The following is a 15562-nucleotide window of genomic DNA, read 5'->3' on the forward strand; positions in this document are numbered from 1 at the left end:
TGAGTTCTCAAGGAACGGTCGCTTCCTTTGTACTCACCCTCTCGGGCTTTCCTCCGGGCGCTTCCCTTCGGTCTTGCGTTTCCGACTCTATCAGAACCTTTCGGCGTCCGATTCCCGGTCGGCGGGATTTGCCTGTGGGCTTTTGGCTTTCGCCTCCGGCCTTTCGACGTTCACCACTTTAGCCGCTTCCCTCGACGACTCATAATCGAGTCTCGCGCGTTCGCATTCGGGCGCGCGGGCGCGCCGGAAACGACCCCGGCTGAGGGGGTGTGGCTAGGTGGTGGGTTGGCCGCTCCGGCTGCAGGCGATCGCCGTACCCGGTTCAGCGGCTCGGGCTACATTACGCATCCTGCCGAGCCGAGTCAACCTCGGCGGCGCCTTGGGACGTGGGCACGGTAGGGGCTGACGGTCGGATCGTCGGCGACCCAGAAACGCCACGGGTGCAGGTCGCCGTTCCCGCCCTCGCCGGCGACACCGGTACGGGGGCCGCTGCGCACCTGGTCGGAGGGGACCGGGGTCCCGGTCAGCATCCTCAGGGGGGTCTCGCCGGAGGTGCACGCGTCCGTGCCGTCCAGGGCCCGGTCCACCTCCAGGGCGGTGGCCAGCCGGGCCGGGCCCTTGGCCAGTTCCTTGTCGTTCCGCGCCGAAACACGCCGCTTGCGGGCCAGTTCGGCGCCCTCGACGACCTCCCCCGCGCGGAGCAGCACCGCACTGGCCCGGCCCTCGGGTCCGCAGACGAGGTTCATGCAGTGCCACATGCCGTAGGTGAAGTAGACGTACACGTGTCCGGGCCGGCCGAACATCACCGCGTTGCGCGCGGTGCGGCCGCGGTAGGCGTGGGAGCCGGGGTCGTTCTGGCCGTCGTAGGCCTCCACCTCGGTGAGGCGGAGGGCGATGGGGCCGTCGGGTGTCGTCCGGACCAGGATGCGGCCGAGGAGGTCGGGCGCGACCTCCAGGACCGGGCGGTCGAAGAAGCTTCGGGGCAGTGGCGTACGGTCCGGGGGCGCGATCATGCTCTCCGAGGGTAGCCCAGACGGGGCACCGCTCCGGCGGAACCGGGCGAGGGCCGATCGCGTTTGTACGGGTCGAGGGTCCATTCGTAAAGGGAGAGTCATGGCGTTCAAGAAGCTGCTCGCGAGCCTGGGGGCCGGCGGGGCGTCGGTCGAGACGGTGCTCACCGAGGTCAACGTCGTACCGGGTGGTGTCGTCCAGGGTGAGGTGCGGATCCAGGGCGGGTCCGTGAACCAGGCCATCGAGGGACTGTCCGTCGGCCTGCAGGCCAAGGTCGAGGTGGAGAGCGGCGACCAGGAGTACAAGCAGGACATCGAGTTCACGAAGGTGCGGCTCGGCGGGGCCTTCGAACTGCAGGCGGGGGCCGTGCACGCGGTGCCGTTCGGGCTGGAGATCCCCTGGGAGACGCCGGTCACCATGATCGACGGTCAGGCGCTGCGGGGGATGAACATCGGTGTGACCACCGAGCTGGCGATCGCGCGGGCCGTGGACTCCGGCGACCTCGACCCGATCAACGTGCACCCGCTGCCGGCGCAGAAGGCGATCCTGGACGCGTTCATCCAGCTGGGCTTCCGCTTCAAGAGCGCGGACATGGAACGCGGCCACATCCGGGGTACGCGGCAGAAGCTGCCGTTCTACCAGGAGATCGAGTTCTTCCCACCGTCGCAGTACCGGGGTCTGAACCAGGTCGAGCTGAGCTTCGTCGCCGACGAGCACGCGATGGACGTCGTGCTGGAGATGGACAAGAAGCCAGGCCTGTTCAGCGAGGGGAGCGACACCTACCGGTCCTTCCAGGTGGGCCTGAACGACTGGCAGGGGACCGACTGGGCGGCTTACCTCAACCAGTGGCTGTCCGAGGTCGGCAGCAAGCGCAACTGGTTCTAGGCTCGGAGCTGCTGGTTCCAGATCATCGATCAGGAGGTACCGAGGTGACCGAGCTCAAGCGGCGGCCGCTCCCCCACGATTTCCACCCGCCCGTGCCGTCGTTCACGGTGACGAGCGAGGACATCGAGGAGGGCGCGACGCTGAAGAGCGCCCAGGTCCAGGCGGAGGGCAACACCTCGCCGCAGTTGCGCTGGGAGGGTTTCCCGCCGGAGACCAAGAGCTTCGCCGTGACGTGCTACGACCCCGACGCGCCGACCGGCAGCGGGTTCTGGCACTGGGTGCTGTTCGACATCCCGGCCTCGGTGACGGAGCTGCCGGCGGGTGCGGGCGGCGGCAGGTTCGAGGGGCTGCCCGCGGGCGCCGTCCACGCGCGGAACGACTACGGGACGAAGGACTTCGGCGGTGCCGCTCCGCCGCCCGGGGACGGTCCGCACCGGTACGTGTTCACGGTGTACGCGGTGGACCAGGAGAAGCTGGGCCCGGACGCGGACGCGTCTCCGGCCGTCGTCGGCTTCAACCTGCGGTTCCACACGCTCGCGCGTGCCCAGCTCATCGGTGAGTACGAGAACCCCGCGCAGGGCTGACCCCGGCGCACGGATTCAGCCAAGGGTTCATTGAACGTTTGCCCGCCTCCGGTCTTGGAAGTGATCGGAGGCGGGCATTTTTTATTGCGTTGTCCATCCCGGCGCGCCCGTCCAGAGTTGATCCGAGCCCGCCGGGGGGTGGGCAGGTGCACACGGGAGGTGGGCTGGGTGCGTGACACGTTGGTTCTGAACGCGAGCTTCGAGCCGCTGTCGACGGTGACGTTGAACCGTGCGGTGGTGCTGGTGCTCCAGGACAAGGCCGTGGTCGAGCAGGCCCATCCCGAGCTGCGGATGCGGGGTGCCGACGTCGACATACCGGCGCCTCGGGTGATCAGGTTGTGCCGGTACGTGCGGGTGCCGTTCCGAAGACAAGCCCCGTGGTCGCGGCGGGGGGTGCTGGTACGGGACCGGCACCGGTGCGCGTACTGCGGGCGCCGGGCGACGACCGTGGACCATGTGCTGCCGCGGTCGCAGGGTGGGCAGGACACATGGCTGAATACCGTCGCCGCGTGTGCGGAGGACAACCACCGGAAGGCGAACCGGACTCCGGAGGAGGCGGGGATGGCGCTGTTGCGGGAGCCGTTCGAGCCGACGCCGGCCGACGCGATGCTCCTTGCCATGGGCACCGAGGACTTCGGGGCCCTTCCTGAGTGGCTCGCTCGGGATGCGGCCTAGGCATCTGCCGGGTTCTGCTGGTCGGCGGCCGCGGGTGGTCCGTCGCTTCTCGCGCGGTTGCCCGCGCCCCTGAGGGGGCGCGGGAGACATCCGGGATTCTCCAGTCCTCAGTCGATGCTCGGCTTCTCCCGGCGCTCGGCGCCGGACGCTCCGCCGTTGCCCGACGAGCCGTTGCCCGAACCTCCGCCCAGGGGGCCGAAGTTGCCCATCGCTCCGGAGAGGCCCTTGAGGGCGTCGCCGATTTCGCTGGGGACGATCCAGAGCTTGTTGGCGTCGCCCTCGGCGATCTTGGGGAGCATCTGGAGGTACTGGTAGGACAGGAGCTTCTGGTCGGGGTCGCCGGCGTGGATGGCCTCGAAGACCGTGCGGACGGCCTGGGCCTCGCCCTCGGCCCGCAGAGCTGCCGCCTTGGCCTCACCTTCGGCGCGCAGGATCTGGGACTGCTTCTCGCCCTCCGCGGTGAGGATGGCGGCCTGGCGGGTTCCTTCCGCGGTGAGGATCGCGGCGCGCTTGTCCCGGTCGGCGCGCATCTGCTTCTCCATCGAGTCCTGGATGGAGGTGGGCGGCTCGATGGCCTTGAGTTCGACGCGGTTGACGCGGATGCCCCACTTGCCGGTGGCCTCGTCGAGGACGCCGCGCAGGGCCGCGTTGATCTCCTCGCGGGAGGTAAGGGTCCGTTCGAGGTCCATGCCGCCGATGATGTTGCGCAGCGTGGTGACGGTGAGCTGCTCGATCGCCTGGATGTAGCTGGCGACCTCGTAGGTGGCGGCCCGGGCGTCGGTGACCTGGTAGTAGATGACCGTGTCGATGTTCACGACCAGGTTGTCCTGGGTGATCACCGGCTGCGGCGGGAACGGTACGACCTGTTCCCGCAGGTCGATGCGGTTGCGGATGGTGTCGATGAACGGGACCACGATGTTGAGGCCCGCGTTCAGCGTCCGCGTGTAGCGGCCGAAGCGCTCCACGATGGCGGCGCTGGCCTGTGGGATGACTTGGATGGTCTTGATCAGGGCGATGAAGACCAACACCACCAGGATGATCAAGACGATGATGACCGGTTCCATCGTCGTTCCCCGTACCCTTCTCCGCCTCGGCGCCTTCGGCCGATCTCATGACTGTTGAGGATCTTGCTGGTCGAGTCTGACAGACCGTCGTGCAACGTGTGCGTCGTTCTCGGTGAGTTGTCCTCAGATGACGATCGCGGTGGCTCCTTCGATGTCCACGACGTCCACCTCCTGGCCCGCTTCGTAGGCGCGGCCGGTGTCGAGGGCGCGGGCCGACCAGACCTCCCCGGCGAGTTTGATACGGCCGCCGGACGCGTCGACCCGTTCCAGTACGACCGCCTGTCTGCCCTTCAACGCCTCGACGCCGGTGGCGAGTTGGGGGCGCTGCCGGCTGTGCCGGGCCGCGATGGGCCGGACGACGGCGATGAGGGCGACGGAGACGACGACGAACGTGAGGACCTGGAGGACGGCGTCGAAGCCGAGGGCGGAGACGACCGCCGCCGCGACGGCTCCCACCGCGAGCATGCCGAACTCCGGCATCGCGGTGACCACGAGCGGGATTCCGAGCGCCGCCGCGCCGACGAGCCACCACACCCATGCGTCGATGTCGTTCACATGGTCATGGTAGGGCCGTGGCCGGGCGGCGGACAGGGCGCGAAGGGGGGAGCGGCGGGGTCAGGACAGGGGCAGGCCCTGGGCGGTCCAGCGGTCGCCGACCTGCTCCACGACGAGCGGGAGGCCGAAGCAGAGGGAGAGGTTGCGGGAGGTGAGTTCCAGCTCGATCGGGCCGGCGGCGAGGACCTTGCCCTGGCGGATCATGAGGACGTGGGTGAAGCCGGGGGCGATCTCCTCGACGTGGTGCGTGACCATGATCATGGAGGGGGCGATGGGGTCGCGGGCGAGGCGGCCGAGGCGGCGGACCAGGTCCTCGCGGCCGCCGAGGTCGAGACCGGCGGCGGGCTCGTCCAGCAGGAGCAGCTCGGGGTCGGTCATCAGGGCGCGGGCGATCAGGGTGCGCTTGCGCTCGCCCTCGGAGAGGGTGCCGAACTTGCGGTCCAGGTAGTCGCTCATGCCGAGGCGGTCGAGGAAGGCGCGGGCGCGCCGCTCGTCGACCTCGTCGTAGTCCTCGTGCCAGGTGGCGGTCATGCCGTAGGCGGCCGTGAGCACCGTCTCCAGGACGGTCTGTCGCTTGGGGAGCTTGTCGGCCATGGCGATGCCGGCCATGCCGATGCGGGGGCGCAGGTCGAAGACGTCGACCTTGCCGAGGGTGTCGCCGAGGATGGTGGCGGTGCCCTTGCTGGGGAAGAGGTAGCTGGAGGCGACGTTCAGGAGGGTGGTCTTGCCGGCGCCGTTGGGGCCGAGGATGACCCAGCGCTCGCCCTCCTTCACCGACCAGGAGACCTGGTCCACCAGAGCCCGGCCCTCGCGGACCACGGATACGTCCTGAAGCTCCAGAACATCGCTCATGAGCGCGTTGTCTCCCCTTGCAGTGTGGCCGGTCTCGGCTCGCGTACGCCTGTGGCTCGGGTCCGCCGCGCCGGTGGGCGCAGCCCTTATGAAATCTACGCCACGAGTGCCCCGCCCCATTCCATCGGTCCGGTCCTTAGGGTGGGGGCATGCTCTCGGAACCGCGTTCAGGACGCCTTGCCGCTTGGGGAAATGCCCTTTTGGCCGGACTTGTCTCTCCGGATGACGCCGTACTCGCCATCGTGGGCGGGGACGCGGTGCACCGGGTGGAGGGGCTGCCCGACGAGTCCGCGCCGGTCGGGCTGACGCTCGCGCTGGGGCGGCTGCGCGCGCTGGGGGTGACCGGGCTGCGGGTGGCGCTGCCGGCGCCGGGGCATCCGCTGGGGCTGAGCGGTCCGCCGGAGTTCAATGCGCGGGCGCTGGAGGCCGAGGAGGCGGTGGTCTGTCACGGCGCCGCGTTCGGGCTGGTGCCCGAGGTGGACGAGGCCGGGCCGCAGGGCGATGTGCACGTCGAGGTGGTCTGGCACGTGCTGCCGGTGCGCCCGGCGCCGCCCGCCGATGTCCCGTCGCTGGGTGAGGCCGAGCGGGAGCTGGCGGAGGCGCTCAGGGAGGCGACCGACGTGCTGTCGAAGCTGGACGTCGCCGGGTCGGGTCCGGTGGCGGAGGCGGCGATCGACGCGTACCGGGCGCGGGCCGAGCGGGGGTGCGAGGGGCTGGCGCCGGGATATCCGCCGCGTGCGGTCCGGGTGCTGGAGCTGGCCCAGCGGGTGGGGCTGCTGGTGTCGCTGGCGTACGGCAACGGGTACGGGGGTGCGGTCAGCTCGGCCGAGATGAGGGCGCGGGCGGAGGCGCTGAGGCCGGTCGAGCGGACGGCCCGGCGGGCGCAGGTGGCGGCGTACAACGCGTACGTGGAGGAGCGGGAGCGGGGCGCGCGGTAACCGCTGCCGGGGTGGGAACCCGACAGGCCTCCCGACGGGTCCGGGAGGCCTCGGTGCGCCGTCGGGCGGTCCTCAGTGGTTGAGGCCGAGGTTGCCGAAGGCCGGGTTCAGCACACCGATGACGTTCACGCTGTTGCCGACCGCGTTCACCGGGACGTGGACCGGGACCTGGGCGACGTTGCCCGAGCCGACGCCCGGGGAGCCGGCGGCCTCGCCGGCCGCGTGGGCACCGCCGTGGGCGGAGGCAAGGCCGGCACCGGCGGCCACCAGGCCACCGGCCACCATCGTCACGGCCGCCGCCTTCTTCAGGTTCTTCACTGTCTACCCCTCCTAGGCTGTCACCGCGGCGATCACCGCGGCACGCACTGGAGAACGGCGGAGCCCCGCGGAGGGTGCGCCATCCGGGTGACTTTCCCACGACGGTATGAATCTCAGCCTGGGCCGTGACCCTTCGTGTTGCCGCGGGTGAGGCTTTGGTGAGGGCGTCTCAGCCGGTCACGCCGTGGCGTACGGCCCACAGCGCGGCCTGGGTGCGGTCGGCGAGGTCGAGCTTCATCAGGATGTTGGAGACGTGCGTCTTGACGGTCTTCTCGGACAGGACGAGGGCGCGGGCTATCTCCCGGTTGGAGCGGCCGTCCGCGATCAGGCCGAGCACCTCGCGTTCCCGCTCGGTGAGCGAACCGCCTCTGCCCTGACCGGTGTTGGCCTCCTCCTGGGAGAGCAGGGCGTCGGCGACCTCCGGCTGGAGCAGGATGTGCCCCGCGTGCACGGAGCGGATGGCGGCGGCGAGGGCGTCGGGGTCCACGTCCTTGTAGACGTACCCGGCGGCGCCCGCGCGCATGGCCGGGACGACGGTGCGCTGCTCGGTGAAGCTGGTGACGATCAGCACGCGCGCGGGGTTGTCGAGTTCGCGCAGTCTGCGCAGGGCGTCGATGCCGTCCATGCCCGGCATCTTGACGTCCATGAGGACGATGTCGGGCCGCAGTTCCTCGGCTCGGGCGACTCCCTCCGTGCCGTCGGCGGCCTCGCCGACGACCTCGATGTCGTCCTGTACCTCCAGGAAGGTGCGCAGGCCCCGGCGGACGACCTGGTGGTCGTCGACCAGCAGCACCTTGATCGGTTCACCCACCGGGGACCTCCATCTCGATCGTGGTGCCCTTGCCGGGCGCCGAGTCCACGGTCAGCGTGCCGCCGGCCCCGCTCGCCCGGTCCCGCATCGAGACCAGGCCGAGGTGCCGTCCGGCGCGGCGGACGGCCGTGGGGTCGAAGCCGCTGCCGTCGTCGGTGACGCGCAGGACGGCTCCGCCGCCGCGCCGCTCCACGCTGACGTCGACCCGGTCGGCACCGGAGTGGCGCAGGGCGTTGTGGAGGGCCTCCTGGGCGACCCGGAGCAGGGCCTCCTCCTGGGCGGCGGGCAGGGCACGGAAGCCGTTGCTGGTGAAGGTCACGCGCGCGCTGTGGGCGCGGTCGAGGACCTTGGACTGGGTGCGCAGGGTGGCGATCAGGCCGTCCTCGTCCAGCTCTGCGGGCCGCAACTCCACGACGGCGGCGCGCAGTTCGTCGACGGCCTCGGCGGCGAGGCAGGCCACCTGGTGCAGTTCGCCCTTGGCGCGGGCGGGGTCGCGGTCCACGAGCGCCGCTGCCGCCTGGGCGGTCAGGCGCAGGGAGAACAGCTTCTGGCTGACCGCGTCGTGCAGTTCGTGGGCGAGGCGGGAGCGCTCCTCGGCGATGGTCAGTTCGCGGCTGCGCTCGTAGAGGCGCGCGTTGGTGAGGGCGATGGCGGCGTGCTGGGCGAGGATGGCGAGCAGTTCCTCGTCCTCCTGGGTGAAGCCGCAGCTGCCCTCCGGTTTGGCGCAGCGCTTGTTCGCGAGGAACAGGGCCCCGATGACCTCCTCGCCGTCCTTGATCGGCAGGCCCAGGAAGTCGACCAGGTCGGGGTGGGCGGCCGGCCAGCCCTCGAAGCGGGGGTCCTTGCGCACGTCGGCGAGGCGCTCGGCCTTCGCCTCGTGCAGCATCGCGGCGAGGATGCCGTGCTGGCGCGGGAGCGGGCCGATGGCGCGCCACTGGGCGTCGCTGACGCCGTCCACGACGAACTGGGCGAAGCCGCCGTGGTCGTCGGGGACGCCGAGGGCGGCGTACTGCGCGTCGAGCAGCTCGCGGGCGGAGGCGACGATCGTCTTGAGGACGTCGCGCACCTCCAGGTGCCTGCTCATGGCCAGCAGCGCGGAACTCACCGCGGCGAGGCCGGACCGGGGGCCTTGACTCATGTCCTCACGGTACCGGCGGGGTCCGACAGCGCGGATCCGTCCCGTGGCGGCGAACGCCGGTCCGCTCGGCCTAGGACGGGTGGCGTAGGTCCTCGGCCCCGGGCCTGGGGTGTAGGGCGCGTAGGACGTGAAGGGTGGGTCCGGTCCGGGACGGGTGGCGTCGGCCGCTTGGCGCGGAGGCCTTGGGGCCGGCCACGGGCCGAGGGCGGACGGGCCGAGGGCGGAGGAGCTCAGGCCACCACAGGCGCCGGGCGTAGGTGCGGGGCGCGGGAAGCGGACGTGGGGCGCGCGGCCCGGACGGAGAGGCGTAGGCCACCGGCGCGGGGCGTCGGGCGCTGGCCACGGGCCGGGGGCGGACGGACGCAGGTTGTCGGCGCCGAGCGTAGGTGCAGGCCACTGGCGACCGGGCGCAGTACGCCGCGTGACCCGGACGAAGCGGCGTAGGGCGCGTGACCCGGACGAAGCGGCGCAGGCCGCTGGCGCGGCGTAGGACGCAGGCCGTGGGCGCCCGGCGGGGGCGGGGGCGTAGGGCGTCGGCCGTGGGGCGTAGGGCGCAGGCTGTGGACGCCGCGGAGGGCGTAGGGCGTCGGCCGTGGGGCGGGGGCCCGGGCGTCCGGGGCGGGGCGTGGGGCCTACGCCGAAGGGCCCTGGCGTCTTGCGGCCCGCGTCCGAGGCGGTCACGGCGGTGCCGTTCCTACGGTGTGGCCACCGCCCGTCGGGGGCGGTGGGTGACGAGGGGACGGTAGTCATGCCGGTAGCGATCATCACGGGGGCCTCGAAGGGTCTGGGGCGGGCGCTCGCCGAGGCGCTGGCCGCGCGGGGCTGGGACCTGGTCCTCGACGCGCGGGGCGCCGACGGTCTGAGGGAGACCGCGCGGGCCGTCAGGGAGCTCGGTGCGCGGCACGGCGCGCGCGTGGTGGCGCTGCCGGGGGACGTCACCGGCAGCGGGCACCGGGCGGTGCTGGTGGCGGCCGCGCAGGGGCTCGGCGGTCTCGACGTGGTGGTGAACAACGCGGGGGTCCTGGGTGCCGAGCCGCTGGTGCCGCTGGGCGGCCAGCCGCTGGACGGCTTCCGGGCGGCGCTGGAGACGAACCTGGTGGCGCCGCTGGGGCTGCTCCAGGAGGCGCTGCCGCTGCTGCGGGAGGCGCCCGCCGGCGTCGTGGTCAACGTCAGCTCGGACGCGGCCGTGGAGGCCTACCGGACGTGGGGCGCGTACGGTGCGACGAAGGCGGCACTGGACCAGCTGTCCGCGGTGCTCGCGGTGGAGGAGCCGGGGCTGCGGGTCTGGTGGGTGGATCCGGGCGGGATGCGGACGGACATGTCGGCAGCGGCGGAGCCGGACGAGGACCTGTCGGGGACGCCGGCGCCGGAGGAGATCGCCCCGGCCTTCCTGCGGCTGCTGGACCGGCGCCCGGCGAGCGGCCGGTACACCGCGGCGGCACTGCTGGAGGCTCGGTGACGCCGGCGATGGGGGTGCCCCGGGGTGAGCCGGTCCGGGCGTGGGGGAAGGTGCCCGAGGAGTTGTCCGCGCGCGTGCCGGCCGAGCAGCGGGGGCCCGGGTTGGGGCGGGACGCCGTACGGCTGCTGGTGTCGCGCGGTACGGCGGTGGCGCATCACGTGTTCCGCGAGCTGCCGCGGCTGCTGCGGGCGGGGGACCTGCTGGTGGTGAACACCTCTCCGACGCTGGCCGCCGCGGTGAACGGGCGGGTCGGGCACGCGCGCGTGGTGGTGCACGTCTCCACGCGCGGGGACGACGGGCGGTGGGCGGTGGAGCTGCGGGAGCCGGACGGGCGCGGTAGCACGCGCGCGCGTACGGGCTTGCCCGCGGGGACAAGGGTGTCCTTGCCGGGCGGTGGCCGGCTGCTGTTGGAGGAGCCGCTGAGCGCGGACGGGGAGCGGTTGTGGTGGGCGCGGGCCGCCGGGGCGGACGTGGCGGAGGTGCTGCGGGAGCACGGGCGGCCCATTCGCTACTCCTATACGGAGCGGGACCAGCCGCTGTCCGCGTACCAGACGGTGTTCGCGCTCGCCTCGCCGGACGGGGCGGGCAGTGCGGAGATGCCGAGTGCGGCCCGGCCGTTCACCGGGCGACTCGTGGCGGAGCTGGTGAGCCGGGGCGTGCAGTTCGCGCCGGTGACCCTGCACACGGGGGTGTCGTCGGCGGAGGCGCACGAGCCGCCGTATCCGGAGCGGTTCGCGGTGCCGGAGGCGTCGGCGCGGGTGGTCAACGCCGTGCGGGCCGGTGGCGGCCGGGTGGTCGCGGTGGGGACGACGGCCGTCCGGGCCGTGGAGTCGGCCGCGGGGCCGGACGGGGTGGTGCGGGCCGCGCAGGGGTGGACGGACCTGGTGGTGACGCCCGGGCGGGGAGTGCGGGTGGTGGACGGGCTGCTGACCGGGCTGCACGAACCGGAGGCCTCCCACCTGCTGATGCTGGAGGCGATCGCCGGGCGGGCGGCGGTCGGCCGGGCCTACGAGGAGGCGCTGCGCGGGCGTTACCTGTGGCACGAGTTCGGCGACGTCCATCTCGTCCTTCCGGAGGAGAGCCCTTCACACAGCGCGTTGCGGTGGCAACGGATGGTGAGACGGCATGGCGCCCGGTGTGAGCCCGCACATAGGGCCTACATCACGTACGAAAGGGCATAGGAGATAAACCGCCCCCACATGAACGGGATAGACGGCCCTGTCTGTCCCGTTTTGCCCTTCCCTGATCCACTATCCCGGATCGTACGTCACACCTTTGCCTGGGCGTTTTGCGCCAGCTAAGAATTGCTTCCGTCGCTCAGCGCCGCAGGGTTCACCGCCCCGCGGCGTTCGTGCGGGAGGAGTCGATTCCCCCGGCGGACGCAGGAGCGACCTCCGCGCTACACGAAGAGGTCCATCAGCCATGCCCAAGAACATCCTCAACCGAGCTTATAGTCGCGCTCTGACCAAGCAGCACAAGGTCGCCGTTGCCGGTGTCGCTGCGCTGGGCACCGCCGCCCTGGCCCTCTCGGCCGCTCCGAGCAACGCCGAGACCGTCGCCACCGGCGCCCCGGCCACGACCGCCCAGGTCGCCGCCGGCCCCGTCCTGCAGAACGTCAAGGGCACGGTCACGGACCAGCTCGCCGCCGACAACCTCAAGCTCGACGCCTTCGCGGCGCAGAAGAAGGCCGCCGACGCGGCCGTGGCGAAGAAGGCCGCCGCCGCGAAGGCCGTGGAGGCCGCCGCCAAGAAGGCCGCCGCCGAGGCCGCCGTGAAGAAGGCCGCGCAGGTGCGCGCCGCCAAGGCCGCCGCCACCCGCTCCGTGGAGCGTCCGCAGATGCAGCCGGTCGCCGCGACGACGTACGCGAACAACCTCGACGGCTGGATCCGCCAGTCCCTGGACATCATGAAGTCCAAGGGCATCCCGGGCAGCTACAGCGGTCTGCACCGCAACATCATGCGGGAGTCCTCCGGCAACCCCATGGCCATCAACAACTGGGACATCAACGCCGTCAACGGCATCCCGTCCAAGGGCCTCCTGCAGGTCATCCCGCCGACCTTCCAGGCGTACCACGTCGCCGGCACCTCGTGGAACATCTACGACCCGGTCGCGAACATCACCGCCGCCGCCAACTACGCGGCGCACCGGTACGGCTCGATCGACAACGTCAACAGCGCGTACTGAGGCCTGGCGCGGGACCTCTGCGACGTAACGCCGAAGGGCGGCACCCCGATCACGGGGCGCCGCCCTTCGGCGTCGTACACGCGCGGGCCCGCTCGCGCGGGACCTCCTCGCGTATGGCCTTCTTGCGCAGGACCTACTCGCGCGCAGGACCTACTTGCGCATGACCTCCGGCTCGTGGCGGCGCAGGAAGCGGGCCACGAAGAAGCCGCAGATCACACCGAGCGCGATCAGGGCGATCATGTCCCCGGCCCAGGCGCCCACCGTGTGGTTCCACAGCGGGTCGTTGTCGCCGGCGGTCTCCGGCGGGCTGATCCGGTTGAAGTCGAGCGTGGTGCCGGCCGCGGCCACCGCCCAGCGGGACGGCATCAGGTACGAGAACTCGTCGACGCCGACCGTGCCGTGCAGGGCGAACAGGCAGCCCGTGAAGACGACCTGGATGATCGCGAACATGACCAGCAGCGGCATGGTCTTCTCGGCCGTCTTCACCAGCGAGGAGATGATCAGGCCGAACATCATCGCGGCGAAGCCCAGTCCCATGATCGGCAGGGACAGCTCCAGCAGGGTGGCGTGACCGAGGACGAGGCCCTCGTCCGGGAGCTCGCGCCGGCCGAAGCCGATGACACCGACCAGCAGGCCCTGGAACCCGGTGATCACGCCGAGCACGAACACCTTCGACATCAGGTACGCCGACCGGGACAGCCCGGTGGCCCGCTCCCGCTCGTAGATCACCCGTTCCTTGATCAGCTCGCGGACGGAGTTGGCGGCACCGGCGAAGCAGGCGCCGACCGCCAGGATCAGCAGCACGGTGGTGGCGGTGCCGTTGGGCACGATCTGGCCGGTCTGCGGGTTGGGGCCGCCCGGCAGCAGGCCGCGGTCGGGGTGGATCAGCAGGCTGACCGAGCCGATGACGGCCGGCAGGAGCACCATCAGCGCGAGGAAGCCGCGGTCGGAGGCGATGACCGACACGTAGCGCCGCACCAGGGTGACGAACTGCGAGAACCAGCCCTGCGGCTTGGGCGGCCTGATCGCCTGCATCGGCGGCATCTGGACCGCCTGCGGGGCGACCGCGTCGACGTCCGCCGCGTACATCTGGTAGTGCTGCGAGCCCTTCCAGCGGCCCGCCCAGTCGTAGTCGCGGTAGTTCTCGAAGGCGGAGAAGACGTCGGCCCAGCTGTCGTAGCCGAAGAAGTTCAGTGCCTCCTCCGGCGGGCCGAAGTAGGCGACCGCGCCGCCCGGCGCCATCACCAGCAGCTTGTCGCACAGGGCCAGCTCGGCCACCGAGTGGGTGACGACGAGGACGGTACGGCCGTCGTCGGCGAGGCCGCGCAGCAGCTGCATGACGTCGCGGTCCATGCCCGGGTCGAGACCGGAGGTCGGCTCGTCCAGGAAGATCAGCGACGGCTTGGTGAGCAGCTCCAGCGCCACCGACACCCGCTTGCGCTGGCCGCCGGAGAGCGAGGTGACCTTCTTGTCCTTGTGGATGTCGAGCTTCAGCTCGCGCAGCACCTCGTCGATGCGGGCGTCGCGCTCCTGCGCCGTGGTGTCGGCCGGGAAGCGCAGCTTGGCCGCGTACTTCAGGGCCTTCTTGACGGTCAGCTCCTTGTGCAGGATGTCGTCCTGCGGGACCAGACCGATGCGCTGACGCAGCTCGGCGAACTGCTTGTACAGGTTCCGGTTGTCGTAGAGGACCTCGCCCTGGTTGGCGGGCCGGTAGCCGGTGAGCGCCTTGAGCAGGGTCGACTTGCCTGAACCGGAGGGTCCGATCACCGCGACCAGCGACTTCTCGGGTACGCCGAAGGAGACGTCCTTCAGGATCTGCTTGCCACCGTCGACCGTGACGGTCAGGTGGCGGGCCGAGAAGGAGACCTCACCGGTGTCGACGAACTCCTCGAGGCGGTCGCCGACGATGCGGAACGTGGAGTGGCCGACGCCGACGATGTCGCTCGGGCCGAGCAGCGCCGAGCCGCCCTTCGCGATCGGCTGGCCGTTGACGTAGGTGCCGTTGTGCGAGCCGAGGTCGCGGATTTCGAAGCGGCCGTCGGGCGTGGCGTGGAACTCGGCGTGGTTCCGGGAGACCTGGAGGTCGGAGACGACCAGGTCGTTCTCCAGGGCACGGCCGATGCGCATCACGCGGCCGAGCGCGAACTGGTGGAACGTGGTCGGGCTGCGGTCGCCGTGGACCGGCGGCGCCCCCGCGCCACCACCGGGCGTCTTCTGTACGTACTGCTCGGCCGGGCCGCCGCCCTGCTGCTGCGGGAACGCGGACGGCTGCTGCCAGCCCGCCTGGGCCTGCTGCTGCTGCGGCGGTGCCTGGTGGGGCACGGCCTGCTGCGGGGCGGCCTGCTGGGCCCAGCCGGGTGCGCCGGCGCCCTGCGGCGCGTACGGGGCCGCCGCCTGCGGCTGCCGGGGCTGCTGCGCCGGGCCGCCGACCGGGGTCGTGGCCGCGGACAGGTTCAGCCGCGGGCCGTCGGTCGCGTTGCCGAGGTGCAGCGCCGAGCCCTGGCCGATCTCCATGTGCTGGACGCGCCGGCCCTGCACGAACGTGCCGTTGGTGCTGCCGTGGTCTTCGATGACCCAACTGCGGCCGTTGAAGCTGACCGTGGCGTGCCGCCAGGACACCCTGGCGTCGTCGAAGACGATGTCCCCCTGCGGATCGCGTCCGAGGATGTATGACCTGGATGGATCAAGTGTCCAGGTACGTCCGTTTGTTTCGAGTACGAGTTCCGGCACTCCATGCCCCACTGAGTTGTCCCCCGAGTTTCCCCCGTCGCAGGGAGTCTAGGGATGTCGAACATCGTGGGGAACTATTTCAGGCCCGGCCCCCTGACCGAAACCCGGGCCTTGCCAAGGGGGCGGGCGGGCGCTCCGACGCGCCCTGTCCGTTCTCTCCGCGGCTCTCTCCGCGGCTCTCTCCACGACGCTTCGTTCCGGCGGGAGTTGGGAGGTCACCGGCTGAACTCCTCGTGCACGGGGGCAAGGTGTGCCCGGGAGTGCGGGAGGAACGGGAACAGAACCGGTGGCCGGGGGTACGGCGGTGTGGGCCGGTGGTGCGGGTAAGGCGGGGTGGGTCCGCGGCGCGGGGCCGGGT

General features: G+C 71.5%; 15 protein-coding genes. 7 read left to right on the forward strand and 8 right to left on the reverse strand.

All coding sequences use genetic code 11. The features are described 5' to 3' along the window. Nucleotides 1-362 precede the first annotated feature (362 nt). Nucleotides 363-1013: a DNA-3-methyladenine glycosylase gene (locus ACZ7N4_RS34670; protein ID WP_471366913.1), complete on the reverse strand. Its 651-nt coding sequence runs from the start codon at nucleotides 1011-1013 to the stop codon at nucleotides 363-365. Nucleotides 1014-1113: 100 nt separating this feature from the next. Here ACZ7N4_RS34670 and ACZ7N4_RS34675 point away from each other — a divergent pair, with 100 nt between their 5' ends. The 3 genes from ACZ7N4_RS34675 (at nucleotide 1114) to ACZ7N4_RS34685 (ending at nucleotide 3155) form a co-directional block, all read left to right on the forward strand. Continuing rightward, nucleotides 1114-1896, forward strand: coding sequence for a sporulation protein (locus ACZ7N4_RS34675; protein ID WP_471366916.1), 783 nt, complete (start codon nucleotides 1114-1116; stop codon nucleotides 1894-1896). 44 nt (nucleotides 1897-1940) lie between these two features. Further along, entirely contained in the window at nucleotides 1941-2480 is a 540-nt protein-coding gene (locus ACZ7N4_RS34680) for a YbhB/YbcL family Raf kinase inhibitor-like protein (RefSeq protein WP_471366919.1), read from the forward strand. 168 nt (nucleotides 2481-2648) lie between these two features. Beyond that, the gene (locus ACZ7N4_RS34685) at nucleotides 2649-3155 is read left to right on the forward strand and encodes an HNH endonuclease (protein ID WP_471366922.1); all 507 of its coding nucleotides are present in this window, start codon (nucleotides 2649-2651) and stop codon (nucleotides 3153-3155) included. A 107-nt stretch (nucleotides 3156-3262) separates the two neighbouring features. Here the strand turns inward: ACZ7N4_RS34685 and ACZ7N4_RS34690 are convergent, their stop codons facing one another. The 3 genes from ACZ7N4_RS34690 to ACZ7N4_RS34700 all read right to left on the reverse strand — a co-directional run bounded on the left by ACZ7N4_RS34690 (nucleotide 3263) and on the right by ACZ7N4_RS34700 (nucleotide 5626). After that, nucleotides 3263-4219: an SPFH domain-containing protein gene (locus ACZ7N4_RS34690; RefSeq protein WP_471366926.1), complete on the reverse strand. Its 957-nt coding sequence runs from the start codon at nucleotides 4217-4219 to the stop codon at nucleotides 3263-3265. 123 nt (nucleotides 4220-4342) lie between these two features. Continuing rightward, nucleotides 4343-4774 carry an NfeD family protein gene (locus ACZ7N4_RS34695; protein WP_467923801.1) on the reverse strand — a complete coding sequence of 144 codons (432 nt, stop codon included), beginning with the start codon at nucleotides 4772-4774 and terminating at the stop codon, nucleotides 4343-4345. Between the two features lie 60 nt (nucleotides 4775-4834). After that, the gene (locus ACZ7N4_RS34700; RefSeq protein ID WP_471366930.1) at nucleotides 4835-5626 is read right to left on the reverse strand and encodes an ABC transporter ATP-binding protein; all 792 of its coding nucleotides are present in this window, start codon (nucleotides 5624-5626) and stop codon (nucleotides 4835-4837) included. Between the two features lie 149 nt (nucleotides 5627-5775). Between ACZ7N4_RS34700 and ACZ7N4_RS34705 the strand changes: the two genes are divergently transcribed. Then, on the forward strand, nucleotides 5776-6564 hold the full coding sequence (locus ACZ7N4_RS34705; protein WP_471366935.1) for a hypothetical protein: 789 nt from the start codon (nucleotides 5776-5778) through the stop codon (nucleotides 6562-6564). A gap of 72 nt (nucleotides 6565-6636) precedes the next feature. Here ACZ7N4_RS34705 and ACZ7N4_RS34710 read toward each other — a convergent pair whose 3' ends face one another. From ACZ7N4_RS34710 to ACZ7N4_RS34720, 3 genes are all read right to left on the reverse strand, one after another. Further along, nucleotides 6637-6882 carry a chaplin gene (locus tag ACZ7N4_RS34710; RefSeq protein WP_189306968.1) on the reverse strand — a complete coding sequence of 82 codons (246 nt, stop codon included), beginning with the start codon at nucleotides 6880-6882 and terminating at the stop codon, nucleotides 6637-6639. 169 nt (nucleotides 6883-7051) lie between these two features. Next, the gene (locus ACZ7N4_RS34715) at nucleotides 7052-7693 is read right to left on the reverse strand and encodes a response regulator (RefSeq protein WP_471366942.1); all 642 of its coding nucleotides are present in this window, start codon (nucleotides 7691-7693) and stop codon (nucleotides 7052-7054) included. Continuing rightward, a complete protein-coding gene (locus tag ACZ7N4_RS34720; RefSeq protein WP_471366944.1) occupies nucleotides 7686-8831 on the reverse strand; it encodes a GAF domain-containing sensor histidine kinase in 1146 nt (381 codons plus the stop codon). The genes ACZ7N4_RS34715 and ACZ7N4_RS34720 overlap by 8 nt, the downstream gene beginning before the upstream one ends. A gap of 748 nt (nucleotides 8832-9579) precedes the next feature. Here ACZ7N4_RS34720 and ACZ7N4_RS34725 point away from each other — a divergent pair. The 3 genes from ACZ7N4_RS34725 to ACZ7N4_RS34735 all read left to right on the forward strand — a co-directional run bounded on the left by ACZ7N4_RS34725 (nucleotide 9580) and on the right by ACZ7N4_RS34735 (nucleotide 12474). Next, the gene (locus ACZ7N4_RS34725; RefSeq protein WP_471366949.1) at nucleotides 9580-10290 is read left to right on the forward strand and encodes an SDR family NAD(P)-dependent oxidoreductase; all 711 of its coding nucleotides are present in this window, start codon (nucleotides 9580-9582) and stop codon (nucleotides 10288-10290) included. 8 nt (nucleotides 10291-10298) lie between these two features. Then, entirely contained in the window at nucleotides 10299-11471 is a 1173-nt protein-coding gene (locus ACZ7N4_RS34730) for an S-adenosylmethionine:tRNA ribosyltransferase-isomerase (RefSeq protein ID WP_471367129.1), read from the forward strand. A gap of 241 nt (nucleotides 11472-11712) precedes the next feature. Continuing rightward, a complete protein-coding gene (locus ACZ7N4_RS34735; RefSeq protein WP_471366951.1) occupies nucleotides 11713-12474 on the forward strand; it encodes a transglycosylase SLT domain-containing protein in 762 nt (253 codons plus the stop codon). Between the two features lie 150 nt (nucleotides 12475-12624). Here ACZ7N4_RS34735 and ACZ7N4_RS34740 read toward each other — a convergent pair whose 3' ends face one another. Continuing rightward, entirely contained in the window at nucleotides 12625-15204 is a 2580-nt protein-coding gene (locus ACZ7N4_RS34740; RefSeq protein ID WP_471367131.1) for an ABC transporter ATP-binding protein/permease, read from the reverse strand. Nucleotides 15205-15562: the final 358 nt, after the last annotated feature.

It is taken from the genome of Streptomyces sp. NPDC107654 (assembly GCF_055639035.1).